The organism is Treponema bryantii, assembly GCF_036492245.1.
Lineage (GTDB): Bacteria > Spirochaetota > Spirochaetia > Treponematales > Treponemataceae > Treponema_D > Treponema_D bryantii_C.
Window position 1 is genome coordinate 1,445,249 of record NZ_AP025286.1, and the last position, 18,934, is coordinate 1,464,182.

At 38.1% G+C, this 18,934-nt stretch carries 12 protein-coding genes; 5 read left to right on the forward strand and 7 right to left on the reverse strand.

What is annotated here, in order from left to right:
• Positions 1-7: 7 nt before the first annotated feature.
• Positions 8-5,101 carry a DNA polymerase IV gene (gene dinB / locus AABJ44_RS06485; protein ID WP_338371078.1) on the reverse strand — a complete coding sequence of 1,698 codons (5,094 nt, stop codon included), beginning with the start codon at positions 5,099-5,101 and terminating at the stop codon, positions 8-10.
• Positions 5,101-7,038 (reverse strand): hypothetical protein, encoded by a 1,938-nt coding sequence (locus AABJ44_RS06490; RefSeq protein WP_338371080.1) that lies wholly within the window; start codon positions 7,036-7,038, stop codon positions 5,101-5,103. The genes dinB and AABJ44_RS06490 overlap by 1 nt, the downstream gene beginning before the upstream one ends.
• A gap of 92 nt (positions 7,039-7,130) precedes the next feature.
• Here AABJ44_RS06490 and AABJ44_RS06495 point away from each other — a divergent pair, with 92 nt between their 5' ends.
• From AABJ44_RS06495 to AABJ44_RS06515, 5 genes are all read left to right on the forward strand, one after another.
• On the forward strand, positions 7,131-8,294 hold the full coding sequence (locus tag AABJ44_RS06495) for a DUF8084 family protein (RefSeq protein WP_074644778.1): 1,164 nt from the start codon (positions 7,131-7,133) through the stop codon (positions 8,292-8,294).
• A 7-nt stretch (positions 8,295-8,301) separates the two neighbouring features.
• A complete protein-coding gene (locus tag AABJ44_RS06500; RefSeq protein ID WP_338371081.1) occupies positions 8,302-8,967 on the forward strand; it encodes a hypothetical protein in 666 nt (221 codons plus the stop codon).
• Positions 8,968-9,082: 115 nt separating this feature from the next.
• Positions 9,083-9,706 carry a tRNA (guanosine(46)-N7)-methyltransferase TrmB gene (trmB, locus tag AABJ44_RS06505; RefSeq protein ID WP_256210456.1) on the forward strand — a complete coding sequence of 208 codons (624 nt, stop codon included), beginning with the start codon at positions 9,083-9,085 and terminating at the stop codon, positions 9,704-9,706.
• A 2-nt stretch (positions 9,707-9,708) separates the two neighbouring features.
• Positions 9,709-11,619, forward strand: a complete 1,911-nt coding sequence (ligA, locus tag AABJ44_RS06510) for an NAD-dependent DNA ligase LigA (protein WP_338371082.1) — start codon at positions 9,709-9,711, stop codon at positions 11,617-11,619.
• A gap of 40 nt (positions 11,620-11,659) precedes the next feature.
• Positions 11,660-12,292 (forward strand): hypothetical protein, encoded by a 633-nt coding sequence (locus AABJ44_RS06515; protein ID WP_338371083.1) that lies wholly within the window; start codon positions 11,660-11,662, stop codon positions 12,290-12,292.
• Here AABJ44_RS06515 and AABJ44_RS06520 read toward each other — a convergent pair.
• The 5 genes from AABJ44_RS06520 to AABJ44_RS06540 all read right to left on the reverse strand — a co-directional run bounded on the left by AABJ44_RS06520 (position 12,289) and on the right by AABJ44_RS06540 (position 18,828).
• A complete protein-coding gene (locus tag AABJ44_RS06520) occupies positions 12,289-13,257 on the reverse strand; it encodes a M23 family metallopeptidase (protein WP_338371084.1) in 969 nt (322 codons plus the stop codon). The genes AABJ44_RS06515 and AABJ44_RS06520 overlap by 4 nt on opposite strands.
• A gap of 1 nt (position 13,258) precedes the next feature.
• A complete protein-coding gene (gene recJ / locus AABJ44_RS06525) occupies positions 13,259-15,433 on the reverse strand; it encodes a single-stranded-DNA-specific exonuclease RecJ (protein ID WP_338371085.1) in 2,175 nt (724 codons plus the stop codon).
• Positions 15,430-16,203 carry a DNA repair protein RecO gene (gene recO, locus AABJ44_RS06530; protein WP_338371086.1) on the reverse strand — a complete coding sequence of 258 codons (774 nt, stop codon included), beginning with the start codon at positions 16,201-16,203 and terminating at the stop codon, positions 15,430-15,432. Before recO ends, recJ begins: the two co-directional genes overlap by 4 nt.
• A gap of 229 nt (positions 16,204-16,432) precedes the next feature.
• Positions 16,433-17,149, reverse strand: a complete 717-nt coding sequence (gene araD, locus AABJ44_RS06535; RefSeq protein WP_422100125.1) for an L-ribulose-5-phosphate 4-epimerase AraD — start codon at positions 17,147-17,149, stop codon at positions 16,433-16,435.
• Between the two features lie 80 nt (positions 17,150-17,229).
• A complete protein-coding gene (locus AABJ44_RS06540) occupies positions 17,230-18,828 on the reverse strand; it encodes a xylulokinase (protein WP_338371087.1) in 1,599 nt (532 codons plus the stop codon).
• Positions 18,829-18,934 lie beyond the last annotated feature (106 nt).

Genomic DNA, 18,934 nt, shown 5'->3' on the forward strand with positions numbered 1-18,934 from the left:
TAAAAAACTAGAATTCGACTTTTGCACCAAGAGTTAAGCTCAAATTAAATCTGTGAGCCAGGTTCTGGTTTAAAATCAATTTGCCATCTATTCCTGCATAAACATTGTAGTAATCAAGAAAATCAATTCCAACTGTATGATTGATTGAATAGGTCTGCTTCAGAATATCTTCATTCTTTCCAATTTCTGCAGAAATACTGTCTTTTCGGGAAATCGAATAATCAGTTTGTTTTGCCTGTGGAACAAGATATTGCGCTAAAGTTGTTATAAGACTTGTCTTGGAAGGCCTTGAATAAGAAAGAGAATCCTTTACATCCCAATTTGCTGTATCTTCAATTGAGAAATTAAACTGTTCATTTAATACTGTTTTTTCTGAAATAAATAAAAGCAGCTGTGCATAAGCCTGTATATTTATCTTAAAGTTTGAAGCGTCTGTAGCAGGGATTTTCATAATTGCGGAAATACTGGTTGTAAGCTCTTCCTGATTAAACCAGTTGAAAGTCTTATTTAAACTGTTTCTTCCAAAATTATTTACAGAATTATTTGTTAGAACAAGTTTAATCTGATAAAGATCTTTTACCGGCTGTTGTATACTGATTTCACGGGTAAGGGCTAGGGTTAATGCTGACGGTATATATAAATCCTTTTTGGAATTATAAAGATTTCTGCGGAAGTTTCCTTCATATTTTGCAGCATAACTTGAGCCGTAAGAAAGTTTATCTTTCAGATTCTGATCGAACAATTCATAAAAAGGAATGCTTGTATAAAACCAGTATCTTTCATCTTGAAGTGAAAAAAGCAGCTGATTATCTGTTTTATAATTTCCGCCGTTTTTAATTTTTTGAATTCCACCGCCTGTTCTTGAGATTTCAAAGTTTATATAGTTTTTATCTTTTGTAAACGGAAAATGAAGTGCAAGGTGTTCTTTGTCTGCAAACACGGTATTATTGTTTTCCTCACTTTCCAGCATTTCCAGCTGATATGTGTCTGACAGTTCATAAATCAGCTTTGGTTTTAATGTAATAAGACTGTCTTTCAGTTGTATGGGAATTATGCCGGAAATATTTGCAGACCAGAGTGTATTTCTGAGAACTGCATTTTCTTTTCCCAGTGAATATTCAAGTGCGGAAATGTTCAGCCAGCTTTTACTGTATGAGGCGAGGGCATCCAGAGGGGTGGAACCGGGATTTTTTTGTGAGACGGAAAGTTTAGCATTGATTCCAATTTCAGAATCAGAAATTTTCTGATTATATGCAGCAGTAATTTCTGCATTTTGTTTTCCCTGATATGCTGAATCTACCGCGGAAGTTTTAAGGGCCGTTTTTACAGGAATCTTCAAAGGTGTAAAATCTATAGAAAAGGAGTTTTCTTTTCTAAGTTCATTTACAGCAGGCCTGTAGCGGTATGTATCTTCTACTGAAAAAAGCTTAAAGATAAATAAATTATTGTCTGTTTTAATACTATGACCGGCTTCTGAGAATTTAGGGCTGTCGAGTACATTCTGTACGGCTGCATCTGCAGAAAGTTTTACTCCGCTAAGGTTTGCACTTCCTTTTGTTTTAATACTGATAAATGGATCAGGTTCTGTAAAGTTTCCGCTTCCCTGATCGGATTCTACGGAAATATATACATCCTTAAAAAGTTCGTAGTCTTTTATTGTAATCAGATTGCCTTCTTTTTTATATTCTGCAGAAATATAATTTCTTGCAGTACCATAATTTAGAGCATCATTAAAGCTGACTTTAGTTATAAAAAACTGCTGTTCGCCAGAAACTGATGGTATACCTTCGGCTTCAATACTGATTCTGGATGGTATGATTTCCTTTGTAAGTTTCAGCGTATAGATATCTTCTGAGAGTTTATTTCCATCAAAAAGAACTTCTTTTCCATCTGTCTGAATTTTAATTGTGTGAGAAGTTTTATCTTGAAGTAGTGTATATGCATTTTTAATTTCAAGATAAACTGCTGTGTCTCCTGTATCTTTTGTACCTGTATCCTGATCTATTATAAAAAGGATTGGCCCTGTAAAACCTGTGGCATTTTCATTTTTGAATTCAAATTCTATATTGATGTTTTGATAGGCTGAAAAATCCTGTTCAGTAAAGCTGACTGACGAAGTTTTCTGTGGTTCCAGAATTTTGGCATCTGGAGAACTTTCTTTTTCATCCTGATAATCTTCCCAGATACCTTCCCACGAGTAAAGTAAAAGTCCTTCTGCAGTGTTGTCATTTAATAAGGATATGGCGGCTTTTTCTTTAAGAATAAGTCCGTTTTTATCATAAGTAATTCCGGTTGTAAGTGCAGTAAAGCTGCTTTTTTGAGTTCCATTTTCTATAAATGTATTTTTTTTATAAACAGGAATTCTTGTTGTAAGTGCTATATCTCCTGTAAGCTCCGGAAAAAAATCAATTTTAAGGCCTGCAGCCACAGATACAGCTCCACTTGTAAAATCTGAGTTCTCTTCCTGCCAGGTTATTAACAATTGGTCTGTTTCTGAAACTGCCTGATTTAATTCAACAACTCCGGTGTTCTCATTAAAAACTGTTCCTGTTAAAAGATTTCCGTTTTTATAAACCTGTACTGTTCCAGCTGCTGCTTTTTTTGAAATCTGAATTTCTGTTACAGGGCTGTAGGTTCTGGCTCTGATTGCAAGGTCGGTTTTCTGGGGAAATCCCAGATATATTTCAGGACAGTCTTCTGCAAACGGATAAACACTTTGCGGAGTCTCCTTGTTTGCTACTCTTATGCTGCTCTGTTTGGTATCAAAAAAGTTTTCATATAATCTTGTATAAAGTTCATCTGCTTCAAAGGCTTTAAATTTTGCAACAGGCATTTCTGATTTATCTGCTATTACAAGAAAATCTGCTGCATCTTTTGTTCCTCTGTTATAAATAGAAGGGCAGAGAAATGGAGAAAAACCTTCATAGTTTTGAATGATAAGGGCAGGTTCTCCTTCAATGGCGGTAAGCATTTCATAATCATATTCTTCAAGCTTAAACTCACCGCCGTTTCCCAGAGTTTTTTGAATCTGACCGAGAAAACTTGATTCATTGTTCCAGTTGCCTGCATCTGAAATTATTGCTGAAGCATTCTGTGAAAAATAAAATGTTATAAGAATACTTGGAATTTCTCCGTTTGCATTTTTACCGCTTTCAGCTTCCTGTGAAATATAAAGTCTTGGTTCACTGTCAGAGCCGCTTGTCTGCACAATACTGTATTCATCTGTGCGGAGTTTACGGTATTTTATTCCACGATCATCTGTATAAGAGCCGCCTTTTACTTCAAGATAAACGTTTTGAATTTCAAAAAGCTTTTGTGATGATTCTGAAGGGAAATGAAATTCCCGTCCATAAGCAAAATCTTCTGCGCGGATTTTTACATCAGAAACCTTATTCATTCCGTAATAAATCTGACTTTTGGTTTCTGTCATATCATATCGTAAAAGAAAATCTGCTTTTATTTTTTCTGAAGGAGAAACAAGCTGAAGTGAGATTCCCGGAGCCTGATTATTTCCTCCGCGGAGTGAATAACCAAAGTGCTCTGCAGAATAGCCTTCATTCATTGTTATTCCACGGTTTGCAAGACGAAAGTGACGGATAAGGCCATCTCCTTTATAGCCAAAGGCAAAGGTATTTTTTGTAAATTCGTCTGCAAAGGCTGCTTCAAAATACCAGTGATTATTAAGCATTAAAAGTGCAGAAATATCAGTTTCCTGAGTAAAAACCGGTACGGAAGGAGAAAAGGCTGTAAGCGTATCGTTTCCAAAAGTGATATCCAGACCTCCTGTAAACTCCATTTTCCAAAGTCCGCTTACAGAAAAATCAACATGATTATTATCATTTAATTCATAATCAAAAAGATATACCGGCTGTTCTGCCTGCATTTTAGAAGGAACTGCAGCAAGTAAAAAAGCAAGGAGAGCTGCCTTTAATGTTCTTGCTTTACTTACTTTAATTTCCGGATGTTTTTTAGACAGATTCAGAATTGCTTTTTCAACAGCCTGCTTTTTTTTGTCATTATTGGTATCAAATAAATCCTGCTGATAAGGTTTTTCTTCTTTTGTGATATTTTCAAAGCCTACACCAAGAAGTCTTATGCCTCGGCCATTTTCATAGCGTTTTTCAAAAAGTCTTTTGATTATTTCAAAAAAGGAATCGAGAGTAATGATATTCCGTTCAACTGTTTCCTGGACTGTTGAAGTAGAAAAATCATCATAACGAATCTTTACAAATGCTGTTCTTGAAAAGCTTTCTTCCTTTAGCAGTCGGAAAAATACACCGTGAGCAAGTTCAAGCAATTCGGTTTCTATCGTATAAATGTCGGTAAGATCAAATGGAAAGGTTGTTTCTGCACTGATTGAATGTGATTTTGCTTCTCGTGAAAAGGATTCTTTTTCTCCGCCCCTGACTACGTTATACAGAAAGCCTGCCATGTTTTTGCCGAAAAGAAATTCAAGAGAGTTATAATCTCTTTCATAAATATCACGTGTAGAAGTTAAACCTTTGCTTCGAATCAGTTCAAGAGATTTTGGACCAAGTCCCCAGACTTTATTAAGCGGAAGATTCAGCATAAAAGCTTCTTCTGTTCCCGGCTTGATAACATAAAAACCGTCCGGTTTGGAAAGCCCCGAAGCAATTTTTGCAAGATATTTTGTTGTTGCAAGTCCGATTGATACTGTAAGTCCTGTTTCTTCTTTTACACGTGCTTTTATTTTTCTGGCTGTTTCTTCCGGCGGACCAAATAGCTTTTCTGTTCCTGTAAGGTCTACAAATGCTTCATCAATGGACATCTGGTCAACATCCGGAGAATAATCACGGAATATATTCATGATTTGATGGGAAAGTTCTGCATAACGGTGCATTCTTCCATGTACAAAAATGCCCTGCGGACAAAGCTTATAAGCCTGGAATGTTGGCATTGCAGAATGAACTCCAAAGGCCCGTGCTTCATAAGATGCAGTTGAAACAACACTTCGCCGGTCTTCTGGTTTTCCGCCTACAATTACAGGTTTTCCTCTTAATTCAGGATTATCAAGCTGCTCAACAGAAGCAAAGAAAGCGTCCAGATCTACATGAAGATACCAGTGAAGGATATTCTGCATCAGATATCTCCAATCGCAAGAGATTTACTGATAAAATAATAATTGTCGTCATCAGTACCTTCAATAACTGCTGATACAGTAATTCTGCAAGGAGTTTTTGCAGCTCCGTAACTGAAAGTCATTTTTTCAGGTGGATAATCCGGAATACGGAAACGTACTGTATTTAATGAAGGATTAGAATAATCATTATCAGAATAAAGCACCGGATTAAGATATTCTGTTGTAATCAGAACATCACACAAAATGCATTTTTCTTTAAGATTTATATCCAGTGTACGGATAGTATCTTCAAAAATCATATTGTCATTAACTGAAATTTCGATAAGTTCATTACCAAGCGGGCTGATACTGATATCAGGTTGAGTTATCTGCTGTTTATTAAGGCTGGAAGTTCGGAATACACCCAGTAAGATAAGAGCTGTACTGACAAGCATAAAGGCAATTGCTGTAGAAATAGCCATAAAACGTATTTTCTGACGGTTTGTACGGACAGATGCAATAATTCTGAAGAGAACTATATAAACAGGATATAATACAAACGGAATAACAATATTTACTTTTGGATTTCTGGTAATAAATTCTGAAAGTTCGCGCAGATTACTGGCTGTAATCATTCTGTGACAGTAAGGAATAAGAGGAGCTATCATCAGAATAAAAACTGCTATATGAAGATAATTGTTTTTGACGTACAAAGCCAGAAGCGAAAGCAGACAGATAGCAATAAAAATCGGACTAAGTGAAATATCAGCAAGAATAAAGATTGACTGATTGATAAAGCAGCTTATGACCAGCAGATAATCAATTGAACGCTCATTAAAAGTAAAATTACGGGTTAAAATAAGCAGATACATTGAAAGAATAATAAACAGAGAAACAATAATCTGAAGAATCAATTGACCATAGATTTTTCCTGCATAAGAAGCATGTGGGAAAAGATTTTTATAGAAATATCCTGATATAAAGAAAACTACTACTAAAACAACATAGGTGAGTGGAACGGACCACCAGATATCACCAACTGTATACCAGGTATGTTTTTTTAATCTCCGGTTTACAAAAATAAGCAGGAAAATAAAAATAATCCATATAAAAATAGTAGGAGTTACAATGCGAAGAATCATTCTTTCGGAAATCAGATGATAGTGCCCGAAAAGACTGATAATTAAAAAGTGATGTTCCCAGCTGTTATCTGTGATGTTTGAAAATAAATTTACAAAATCAGTAATGACATCACAGGCGGTTTTATCTTTCTGTTCTTTTGGAATTGCTCCAAGAGACAGTTTAATAGCTGGAATTTCATAATCAAAAAATCTTCCAAGAATAGGGCTGGAAATAAATTTATAAGAAGATGACTGGCTTAATATAAAAACAGGGAGTTTATCGCCGATTCCATAGTTTTTATATAGATTCAGTGAGTTTTTTATAAGCAGTGGAGGTGATGAAAGGCCAGAGGCTGTTGTTTCAATTTCATTTTCTTCGCTTTTAAGGTCAAGAATGACTGCACTATAGGAAAGATTAGTATTCAGACTTTCAAGATAAACCCTGGTGCCGTAAATCATATCTGGTTTTTCAAATTTCTGCTTTTCACCGTAAGCAAACAGCGCCGTAACGGTAAAAGGGTATTTTCCTTCCCTGATTTCTTTAAGACACTGCTTTATAAGCTCTTTATTATCCGGAACATCTTCCTGAAAGAAAACCAGAAGTAAATTTTCGGGAGAAGTGTTCTGTTCTGCGGGAAATGTGACGATAATATTATAAGGAAATGTATTTTCACCGGAAATTACAAGACTTTGTGAATAAGGTGAAAAGCCATTTTTTTTGAGGAAGGAATGAACCTCACTGCATAATTCTATACCCGATGGACCTTTATTTTGTGCACTTGCAATGGAGCAGAAAAGAAAAATCAGGATGTAGCAAAGAATGCGCCGTGTTTTCATCTCCTTCAGTTTAAATTTTTATTGTTTACAATGCAAGTCCTATCGTGTATAATAGATAAAAATATAAAAAAGATTTGCATATAGCAGGGTGTATGGGATCAGATAAGAAATTCATATTGGAACTGCCACTAAAAGTTGTATTAACCGAAGATGGTGCTTCTAATTTCATAAGTCATAACAAAAAGCTCTTGCGTTTCCGACTTGCAGATAATATCGAAGAATACGGAATCTCTCTGGATAAGTTCTCTCCACAGTCGATTCAGAGCATGATTCTCCTTGATTATATTTCTAAAATCGAAATTTCTATGTCAGAATTCGTTTCTTCCCGCCAGGAAGTAATGGATTTGTCAAAGGTAATCGTATATTCACTTCTTTATAAGCAGTTTGACCGTGACGTTTATTCTGCACTTATTCAGTGTGAATGTGTAAGAAAGCATAACCGTGCCAATCCTTCTCATCTTATTGATGAAAGAACAAATATGTCTGAGCGCCAGCTGCGTTCAATTCTGCAGAATAAGGAAAATACAATTCAGAATACAAGACGTACAATCCTTGATCCAATCTGGAAGTCAATTATGACTAATAAGGATTACTCTTCTGAAGAAAAGAATATCTATCTTCTTATGTCAGAAAAGTTTATGAACCGTCTTGGTCTTATGAACTGGTATATCATCACTCTTTTTGCAAAGAATGAAGGTGCCGCTGAAATGTATGTTGCCATCCGCAATCTTTTGAGTTCTTACATGGACAAATCAAAAGTTGCAGAATACATTTCCGTAATGGTAATGGAGCTTGCCCTTAACAACGAAAATACAAATATCAGAAAAGAAGCAAGAAATATGTATCATGGTATTGATGATATTGATGCTTTGATTTTTGATCCTGAAGTACGTGCTAAGATTGTACAGGAACTTCAGAGAAAACATGAGCTTGTATTCCTTTCATGGAAGCTCGGTGGTGGTTCTACCTCTATCGGTAAACAGGGCCGCCTTTCAATTACACTTTATAACAAAGATGATGAATTCCAGGAAATGAAAGACAACATTGAGTCTGCCAAGAATTCAAATACCAATAAAAAATCCCTTATTGACTTCTACCGCGAGCTGCCGGAAGGTCAGGAGGGAACAGATCTTGGACTTTACTATCTTTCTTATCTTGATGATGCATGTAAGAAAGTTAATGTAAAGTTTGAATCTCTGGTAAATCAGTTCTCAGCTTCAGACCTTACCGTCATCAACCTGAACTTCAACTTCTGATATCTTTATGCAGCATCACTCCCGTATCTACATTCTGATTTCTCTTGTTCTTGCAGCGTGTACAGGTCTTTTTATGTCCTGTTCACAAAATCTTCCGGAAGTTGCATCTGCTGATTATTCAGTTATTTTTGATTATTCTGATGAAACAACACTGCCTTCTGCAAGACTTTCTGTTTTTGCTAATTCTGCCTCAGAGGTTCGCCGCTATCAGAGAATAAAGATAACTTCACTTGAAAACGGCTGGTGCTGGGATACAGAAATTCTTGCAATGCTTGAATCAGATGATACACAGTGGGCAGGGTGTACAAATCTTGTTCCTCCGGAAAATGAAAAACTTCCTGTAGGAACTTATGAGATTACTTACTATAATGCTGATGAAAAGGAATATTCATTAACCGTTGATGTAAAATATGATGTCCAGTTTTATGATGTACTGCTCCCGGCTTTGCCCGAAGTTATGTCAAAAAAACGTGGAATAGAAAAAATTGCTGTTTATGATAAGGAACATATTCTGATTTACTTTGGTGACAGAACAGAAGAATTTTTAACAACAAGAGCTATCTGGAACCGTTATAGAGAAGCTGCTTCTTATCAGGTAATATGGTATGCAGATAAGGGCAATTTAATCTGTGTTACTCCAGAAAAGCCCGTAACTCCAGAAGAAGGAAACTAGAAAGTATATGGAAAATAATACTGTAGAGAAAATTGAAAACGGCGAACAGCCGGAAGCGGTCCCACCCTCGGGTTTGAGACGAGAAGTAAAAACTTATGTGTTGCGTGCAGGACGTATGACTGCAGCACAGGAGCGTGCATATAATGAACTTGCTCCTTCATGGTGTATTCCATTTGAACACAAAAAACTGAACTTTGTTGATGTTTTTGGAAATACAAATCCTATCGTAATTGAAATTGGCTTTGGAATGGGTGATGCAACTATTGCCCTCGCAGAAGCTAATCCTGAAATCAACTATCTTGGAATTGAAGTTCACACACCTGGTGTAGGTAAGGTGCTTTCAGAAATCCAGAAGAAAGACTTAAAGAATCTTTACATTATTGAATACGATGCTCTTGAAGTTCTTGAATATATGATTGGCGATAATTCAGTAAACGGCTTTCATATTTTCTTCCCTGACCCATGGCCTAAAAAGAGACATCATAAACGACGTATGGTTCAGCGCCCTCGAACAAATCTTTTTGCACAGAAACTTGCTCCAGGCGGATACCTTTATTTTGTAACTGATATTATTGATTACGCTGAATTTGCTCTTGAAGAATTAAATCAGACTGAGCATCTTAAAAACAAATATGAAGGATTTGCAGAGCCACAGCCATGGCGTGCACAGACAAAGTTTGAACGCAAAGGTCTGAAAGCAGACAGAAGCATTACAGAAATCTATTTTGAGAAGGTCTAAAAATGGCCGAATCCAGAATCAAAGAACTCGAACAACTCATAACCCGTTATCAGAAATCCTATTACGACGGCGAAGGTGAAATAAGCGATGCAGAATTTGATAAGCTCTGGGATGAATTAAAAGAGCTGGATCCTGCTAATGCTATTTTACATCGCGTTGGTGCAGATTCTGGAAACTTTGAAAAAGTTCAACATGTAATGCCAATGGGTAGTCAGGAAAAGGCTGCTAATCCTGAACAGTTTTTAGCCTGGGCAGAAAAGCATGTTTATGACGCATATCTTGTAGAATATAAACTCGATGGCGCTTCACTTGAACTTCAATATGAAGGCGGCTACCTGAAACGAGCTGTTACTCGTGGTGACGGTTCTATTGGTGATGATATAACTGCCAATGCCCGTAAGATGGGCGGTGTAAATGCTGCCATTTATAAAGACGGACAGCTTGTACCTTTTACCGGCGGAATCCGTGGTGAAGTAATTATGACACATGAAGTTCATAAAACTCACTTCCCGGATAAAGCAAACTGCCGTAATGCAGCTAATGGTCTTATGAAACGCAAGGACGGAAAGGGCAGCGAATATCTTAAACTTATAGTTTATGATGCACTTTCTACAGACGGAAAATCATATTTTAATACCGAAGAAGAAAAAATCCGCTGGCTTATGGACTGCGGTTTTAATGTAGTTCGACTTGTAATCTGTAAAAGCCCCGACCGCGTAATTGCTTACCGTGCAAAAATAATGGAAGAGCGAAAAGACCTTGAGTACGATATTGACGGACTTGTTGTAAAAGAAAGTTCCATAAATTTTGCAGATGCAAGCCGCGACAGGCCAGACCGCCAGATTGCCTTTAAGTTCAGTCTTGAAGAATCTGTTTCTACTCTTCGTGAAGTTGAGTGGAGTATCAGCGGCGGTACCTATACTCCTGTTGCGATTTTTGATGAAGTTGAATTAAACGGAACAAAGGTTCAGCGTGCAAGTCTTGCAAATCCGGATACATTGCGTAAACTTGGTGTTCGGATTGGAAGTCATGTTGTCATTGTAAAGCGCGGTGAAATCATTCCAAAAATCGAAAGCGTTGTTGAAGAAAAAGGACTTGAGACTTCAGAAATAGAATTTCCAAAAGTCTGCGAAGTGTGCGGAACACCTCTTGTAGATGAAGGCAGCAGATTGTTCTGTCCAAATAAAGCCTGTTCAAAAAGAGTTCTTCATCAGCTTTTGAAATATCAGCAGGTAGTTGATATCCGAGATCTTGGAGAAACTCTCATTACTTCGCTTTTCAATGATAAGCGTCTTAAGTCAATTTCAGATATTTACAGCCTTCAGGTAGAAGACCTTGTTCCATATTTCTTAAATGAAGAGAGTATGGAAGCAGATAAAAAATCTCTCGGTGCAGAAAAGGTATACAATTCAATTCAGAATCACCGCCGTATGAGACTTGCAACTTTTGTAGGTGCTTTTGATATTGAAGGGGTAGGTGAGGCTTCAGCAGAAAAACTTATTGGTGCCGGCTTTAATACCCTTGAAAAGTTATTGACTGCAACAGAAGAACAGATTGCAGCTGTATATGGTTTTGCAGAAATCATGGCACATATAATTGTTGAAGGTCTTGCTGAAAATGCAGAAGAAATGCAAAACCTTGTAGAGACTGGTGTGATTGAACTTGAATCTGCTGGTGAAGGAAAACTTGCAGGAAAATCCTTTTGTTTTACCGGAGAACTTGTTACAATGAAGAGAGCAGATGCAGAGCAGCGAGTTAAGAAAAACGGCGGTTCTATAAAATCATCTGTTACAAAGGACCTGTCTTATCTGGTAACAAACGATACAACCAGCGGTTCTTCAAAAAATCAGAAAGCGGCAAAGCTTGGAATTCCAGTTATTGATGAAATGCAGTTTCTGGAACTTTTGAAATAACTGTCATCCCGAAGAGCTTCGGGATCTTTTTTGAGGTACTTTGAAAAAGACAAATTATTTCATTAAACTTTTTTCTCCTTTACTGACACTTTTTGTAATTGCATTCATAGTTTTTACCTGCTGGACTTATCTTTCTTCATGGAATGCTGCAACCTCATTACCTTCCAATATTCCGCAGGAGTTCTTGAGAATCAAAATTTATGGTTCTTCTTCTGAGATTGAAGGCGTTGGTTCTACTGGAAGTACAGTCAGCGGAACTTTTTCTATCATAGACTCTAACGGAAATGAAATTGCAGTTATTGAACGTTCCTGGAGTGGTTCTTATCTGGCTGTTGAATTTGCACGTGTTGGTGTGGACGGAAAATATTTTATTTTCCCTTCGCGGATTTATGGTAAAAACAGAATTATCGAAGAGCGCAGGGAACGTTCACATGGAACTCTGCTTGAAAAATATTACGATGATTACGGGCAGTGTATGCTTTTAGGTTACGGTTCAACGCTTCGCCAGAGAAAGCTGCTTTACAGGATTGCGGTTTTTGCCACCGGAAAATATCATGTGCCGGGGTTTGGTTTGGTGTCACGGTTTTCTATTGATCTATCGGGATGCCGCCCCGACAGATATTATTCGATCGGGTTTAATGCGGATGGCGGTTACGTTATAGAAGAACTCTAGTCTTCTTCAAAAGTAAAGTTGTTTAAGAAGAACTCAGGACGTACAGCACTTCCGTTAAGTCGTACTTCCCAGTGAAGGTGTGGACCTGTTGCAAGACCTGTTGCTCCTGATTTTCCAAGAAGCTGTCCCTGAGTAACCATATCACCTTCTTTAACCGAAAGTTCATTCATATGATAGTAAAGGCTGTAAAGGCCTGGAAGATGTTCAACAACTACACTCCAGCCGGTTGAAATACGGCTTTCTGCCAATACAACTTTTCCGGCTGCACAGGAATGTACTTCTGTTCCTGTTGGAACTCCATAGTCATTTCCGTAGTGAAGGCTTGTAGAAGATTTTCCGTTTGTATAAACATAAGTTCTGCGGTCTCCGCAATAAGCCGTATATCGCTGAGACTCCGTTGGAGTTGTGAACTTTTTCAAAGAAAAGATATCTGAAGGCATTGTTGTAAAAAGAATATTATTCAGCTTATCAATCTGAGCTGCACGTTCAGGACTGTTATCAGTTTTAATGCTTGTATTACGTTCGTCAAGCTTAAGGATTTCTTCCGGGAAGGTTCTCATTTCAAGTTTAGAAGGAAGAATAAACTCTTTAATGTCAGAATCTGAATCAGCATAAATTACTTTAATGCTGTAGTTTCCTTCTTTTAGCCACAGAGAAACCGGAATACCGCAGAGCATCTCTGTATAGTTTGTCTTTTTATTTTTCAGATGATAGAAAGGAGCTGATTCAATTACTTTTTTGTCCTGTAAAAGCTGAAGAGTAGCTTTTTTTTCAGGTTCTGTTTTTGTTTTTTTATGATTTTTAGGAACAGAGATATTCATCTTTACAAAGATTGCATCTCCTGGAGTAATAACATCATTGTATCTGATGTTAAGGTTATAGTTTTCTGATTCATATTTTGCACTGGCTGCAAAAATAAAGCTGAACTGAAGTAAGCAGAAAATAACAATCAGAATTTTTTTCATTTTAATCTCCTGTAGAAGGAACAATTTCTTTGATAATCAATTGATTTGATTTTGTCCCGTTATAATAGTTTCGGCTCATATTATAAAGCACATCATATTTTTTTCCGATTAAAATGTCTTTTCTAAGTCTTTCTGCCTGTCCCCAGAACATTGCAGGAATTTTATATTTTCCTGTATCAAAAATCAGCTTAAGATGACGAGGTTCCTTTTTTCCAAGAACCATTGTATCGATAAGTTTAATTCCACGGGTCATAAGAACAAGTTCCGGGCTTTCTGCACCACATGGTTCAAACATATCAATGAGGCAGAAGTTTTCAGGTGTTAGATGTTCTTCTGGAATTTCAGCATCAACGTCAATACAGGTATTTTCTTCTTCAAGATAAACGGCTGCAGAATTTTCCTGAACGCGTTTTAGAAAAACTTCAAGGTTTGATTTATAAAAACTGAAGCCGGCTGCAAAATTATGGCCACCATGATTTATAAAGATGTCCCCAAGATTATCCAGGAAGCTGGTGGCAATGAAACCGCGGCAGCTTCTCATTGAGCCTGTACATACCTCATTTTCGTAAGTAATTGTGATTGTAGGAACATTGAAATCCTGCATGAGTCGGGAAGCAAGGATACCTGTAACGCCTTTGTTAATACTTTCATCAACAGAAACGCAAAGTTTATTGTTGTGTAATGCAATACTCTGTTGAGCTGCATCATGAATTTTATAAAAGGAATTGCTTACCATATCCTTTCGTTCTTCGTTCATATCATGAATTGTAGCGGCTAGCTGTTCGCGTTCACGTGCTTCGCTGGAAATAAGAAGCTTGAGAGAAATCTCGGGATGTCCCATACGGCCGGCTGCATTCATTGCAGGAATTACATTCCAGGAAAGGTCTGTAGAAGAAAGACTATCCAGATTGATGTTCAGCTTATTAAAAAGTTCAGCAAGCCCCTGTCGAGGTCTGTTTTTCTTTATTGATGCAATACCGGCCTTAACAAAAATGCGGTTTTCATTTTTCATCGGCATGATGTCGGCCATTGCAGCAAGAGCTACCAGCTGAAGGTCTTTCTGTTCATTTAAGGTCTGCTCTGGCTTTTTAGCTGCAATTACTTTTTTACAGTAAGTAACATACAAATTATATATGCTTTCCAGTTCAGATGCGTCACCTTCTGAATATTTTGCAATCTGAGAAAGCGCCTTTATCTGAGCTGAAGTTTTATTTCTTACAGAAGGAATTACATTAATGATTTCTGAGCGCAGATCATTCAGATTAAATTCAATTCCGCTTCCAAAAATCTGACCAAGAAGATTCAGAGTCTGTCTTGAATCCCAGGAATAAATCAGCTGTCCCTGCAGAAAGTAAGGAAGCTTAAGATCATAAATAGAAGTCTGGCCCGGAACAATTTTTTCGTGAAGCTCTTTAATTTTCACAAGATTTTTTATTTTGATGCAGTCTACGTTATAACACTGGTTTTGTGTATCTTCAGAAAGCTGAAGCAGGCTGATTTCTGCATTATAAAAATCTGTGTCTGCAAAACGGAGCGCACTGACAAGTTTATAGGCAACTGCAGCTCCTGAGATTCCGTCAAACGGGTAGAGTGAATCTTCAAGTTTCGGGTCAAGAATTATGATTGCTTCAGGAAGTTCTTCCGGCGGATTATGATGATCGGTAACAATTACTTCAATTCCAAGATCATTTGCGTGAGCAATTTCATCATTGTTTGAAATACCGCAGTCAACGGTAATAATCAGAGTGCCGTCCTGAGCGGCAAAATCATCAATTGCTTTTATAGACAGTCCATAGCCGTCATCTTCTAAAGGAAGTCGCCACTGAACATCAATTCCTTGTCTTACAAGTTCTTCATATAAAATTGCTGTACTGGTAACACCGTCAACATCACTGTCACCGTAAATCAGAACTTTTTCGCCTTCTTCTTTTGCCTGAAGAATACGCTCAACCGCATCCTCCATTCCGGAAAAAAGAAAAGGATTATGCTGAAAACGCAAATCATCTTCCAGATAATAAAGAAGTTCCTTACCTTCAGTAATGCCTCTGCGCACAAAAACAGAAGCCTGTAGTGGTGTCAGGTTAAATAAATTACAAAGCGGTTCAATCTGCTGCTTAGATACGGGCTTTTTTACCCATCTTGATGAATCATTAGAAATAGAAGCGTCGGCTCTCACAAAATCCCCATCCCAGTTTCGATCGAGTTCAATTTCTGGTCTATACTGTTTTCAATCAGAAAGAAAACCAGCTGTCGAATCTGTCCGTAGATTTCCTCATCAATTGTAAGTTTGCGGGCCTCGGAAGGAGTTAGAACGGTCAGTGCAGAAAGATACTGTACGGCAGTATTTTTTACACTAAGCATATTTTCGCCTTGAAGATGGTCTGCACAATCAGGACAGATAAAACTGTTTTCCATACTATTATAATAGGAAACGGCCTCAGGTGCAAACCTTGTATCTAAAAAAGTTTTGCCGCAGTTACTGCAGGCATGTGATTGCGGCTGAATTCCAAGCAGTTCCAGATATCGCCATAGAAAACGAAGAAGCCCGAGTCGGCTCTGTTCTTCATCGCAAAGCTCCATTCCGTCCAGAAAACCGCTGACTAGTCGGTGACATTGCTGAGCACTTCCGGCACAACGGGTTTTAATGGCAAGTTCTGCTGCAAGTGATGCTGCATAAGACTTAAATAGATTCTGACTGAAGCTTGTGTGATAATTTGAAACTTCAAAGTCACTTATTTTGATTTGATTTTTTTCAGGATTTTCATAAAGCCACACTTTACCGCTGTTCCATTGAGAAACAAGCGAACGCATGCGGCTTTTGGGACCACCGTATAAAACTGCGTAAAGTATACCGTTATCTGGAGTGAGTAGAGTGACTGAAGAATTATTTTCTCCGAGAGGTTTTAAAGAGAGTATTATTGCAGAGGTGGAAGATGATCTGTTCATTTTTCTTAATTATAACACGATTACGGTGGGGAAATAAATACGATGACGGTGATTTTATAATATACAGAGAATTTGGCGCGAGGGAGTGAGACATAAGTCAAAAAGACTTTTTTTTGGGGATGCCGCGAGAGCGGCATTATAATAGTTTCTGAACCCCAAAAAACGTCTAGCGCAATATTGCGCGTTTTTGACTTATGGATCAGGACCGGGAGCCAGGATTAGTTTATTTTTATTTACCCTGACCGTAGTAAGCGTTAGGTCCATGCTTACGCATATAGTGTTTGTTTACAATATAATCAGGAAGCTCAGTTGCATCAGGACGAATCTGAAGTGTATACATTGCCATCTTACAGATTTCTTCAAGAACAGTTCCGTTGTAAACAGCCTTGTCTGCGTTCTTGCCCCATGCAAAAGGTCCGTGGCCTCCGCAGAGAACCATGTTTACTTCGCTTGGATTAAGACCGAGTTCTTCAAAGTGTTTTACAATCAAAAGACCAGTTTCTTTTTCGTAGTCACGTTCAACGGCTTCGCGGCTGAGGTATGGTGTACATGGAACTGATTTCTGAATGTGGTCAGCGTGTGTTGTTCCAAAAAGTGGTACAGAGCGAACAGCCTGAGCCCATGCAACAGCACAGGTTGAGTGAGTATGAATGATTCCACCAACTTCGCCGCCTTTATTTACAGCAAACTCCTTGTATAGTACAGCGTGAGTAGGGGTATCGCTTGAAGGATTCAAAGAACCATCAACTTTTTTACCCTCTAAATCAATAATAACCATTGATTCTGGTGTAAGTTCTGGATATGGAACTCCAGAAGGTTTAATTGCGAATACTCCCTTGTCTTTATCAAATGCAGAAACGTTTCCCCATGTATAAAGAGCAAGATGGTTCTCCGGGATTTTCATATTAGCTTCGTAAGCTTCGTTTCTAAGTGATTCAAATGTCATAATTAATTCTCCATGATGAATTGCGTTGCTACGCTCGCAATGACGTCATTGCGAGAAGCGTAGCGACGTGGCAATCCATATTAAAGATTTTCAACCGCAGCTTTCTCGATTGCTAATCCTTTCATATATCTTTCAAAGTAAATATTAAAACTCTCAACAAGTTCAGCTTCTGGTGCAGAAGTTGTCTTCTTGCAGTTACCGAATACTTCTTTGTTCAGGAAGTCTCCGAGGTCTTTCTTGCCTTCAGCTGCAAATGCAGCAAGCAGTGCCATACCCCAAGGTCCGCCTTCACCGGCTGTTTCCATAGCGCTTACAGAAGTCTTCATTGCAGCAGCCATGTATTTAAGACCTGCTTCAGTCTTAAAGTATCCGCCGGCACCTGTCATGCTTTCTACAGGAACCTTTTCTTCATCATAAAGAATGTTCATACCTGCACGAAGAGCTCCGAGAGAAGCGAACATCTGAACACGCATAAAGTTTGCAACATTGAACTTAGCGTTTTCTGCACGGGCAAACAATGGGCGGCCAGAATTAAAGCCTGTGATTGTTTCACCTGAGAGATAGTTGTATGCGAGAAGTCCGCCGCAATCCTTATCAGCTTCAAGAGATTTACCAATCAAATCATCAAAGAACTTACCAATTTTTGGTGTATTTTCTGCACCGCACATAAGAGTTGCTACTTCATAGAACAAATCCATCCAGTAGTTGTGCTCGCCTGTACAGTTATTAGCGTGAACCATTGCAACTGGAAGTCCTGCAGGTGTAGTTACGATATCGATAATTCCAGGGTAAGCTTTCTTAAGGTCTTTTTCGAGAACAACCATGCTGAATACTGATGTACCTGCACTGATGTTACCTGTTTTAGCGGCAACAGAGTTAGTAGCAGCCATACCAGTTCCGGCATCTCCTTCTGGAGGACAGAATGGAATACCTGTCTGAAGATCTCCTGTCGGGTCAAGGAACTTAGCACCAGAATCAGTCAAAGTACCAGCCTCTTCACCAGCCATCAAAACCTTAGGGAAAACATTGTCAAGCTTGAGACCGAGAGCTTTTACGCCATCAAGAGCTTCAAACTTAGCCTTGAAATCAGGATTGTAGTCAGCCTTGCCGTTATCATATTTTACAGGGAACATACCGCTTGCATCGCCCACACCAAGAACCTTCTTGCCTGTGAGCATATAGTGAATGTAGCCTGCGAGAGTGTATACGTTTTCAATCTTTGAGATATGTGGCTCTTTGTTCAAAATAGCCTGATAAAGGTGAGAAACAGACCAGCGCTCTGGAACAGGGAAATTGAAAAGGTCTGAAAGCTCTTTAGAAGCTTGACCAGTAATTGTATTGCGCCATGTTCTGAAAGGAACAAGAAGATTTTCGTCCTTATCAAAAGCAAGGTAACCGTGCATCATAGCAGAAATACCACCGGCACGGAACTTTGTAATCTTTACGCCGTATTTTTCCTGAACGTCCTTTTTAAGGTCTGCGTAACAGGTCTGAAGACCTTCGTGAATCTGAGTAAGAGGGTAAGTCCAGATACCGTTATCGAGGGTGTTTTCCCAGGTATATGAACCGCCTGCAATTGGTTCATATTTGTCGTTAATCAGTACAGCCTTAATACGTGTTGAACCGAATTCAATTCCAAGAACGGCACTGCCGCTTTCAATAAGTTCTTTGTTTCCCATATCGTTTTTTCCTGTTTCGTTTTTATAAAATCAAGTTAAACCTTTAACTAATTATAAATTCATTATATTCCATATTAGTCATTTATACAATTAAGATTCTTAGGGA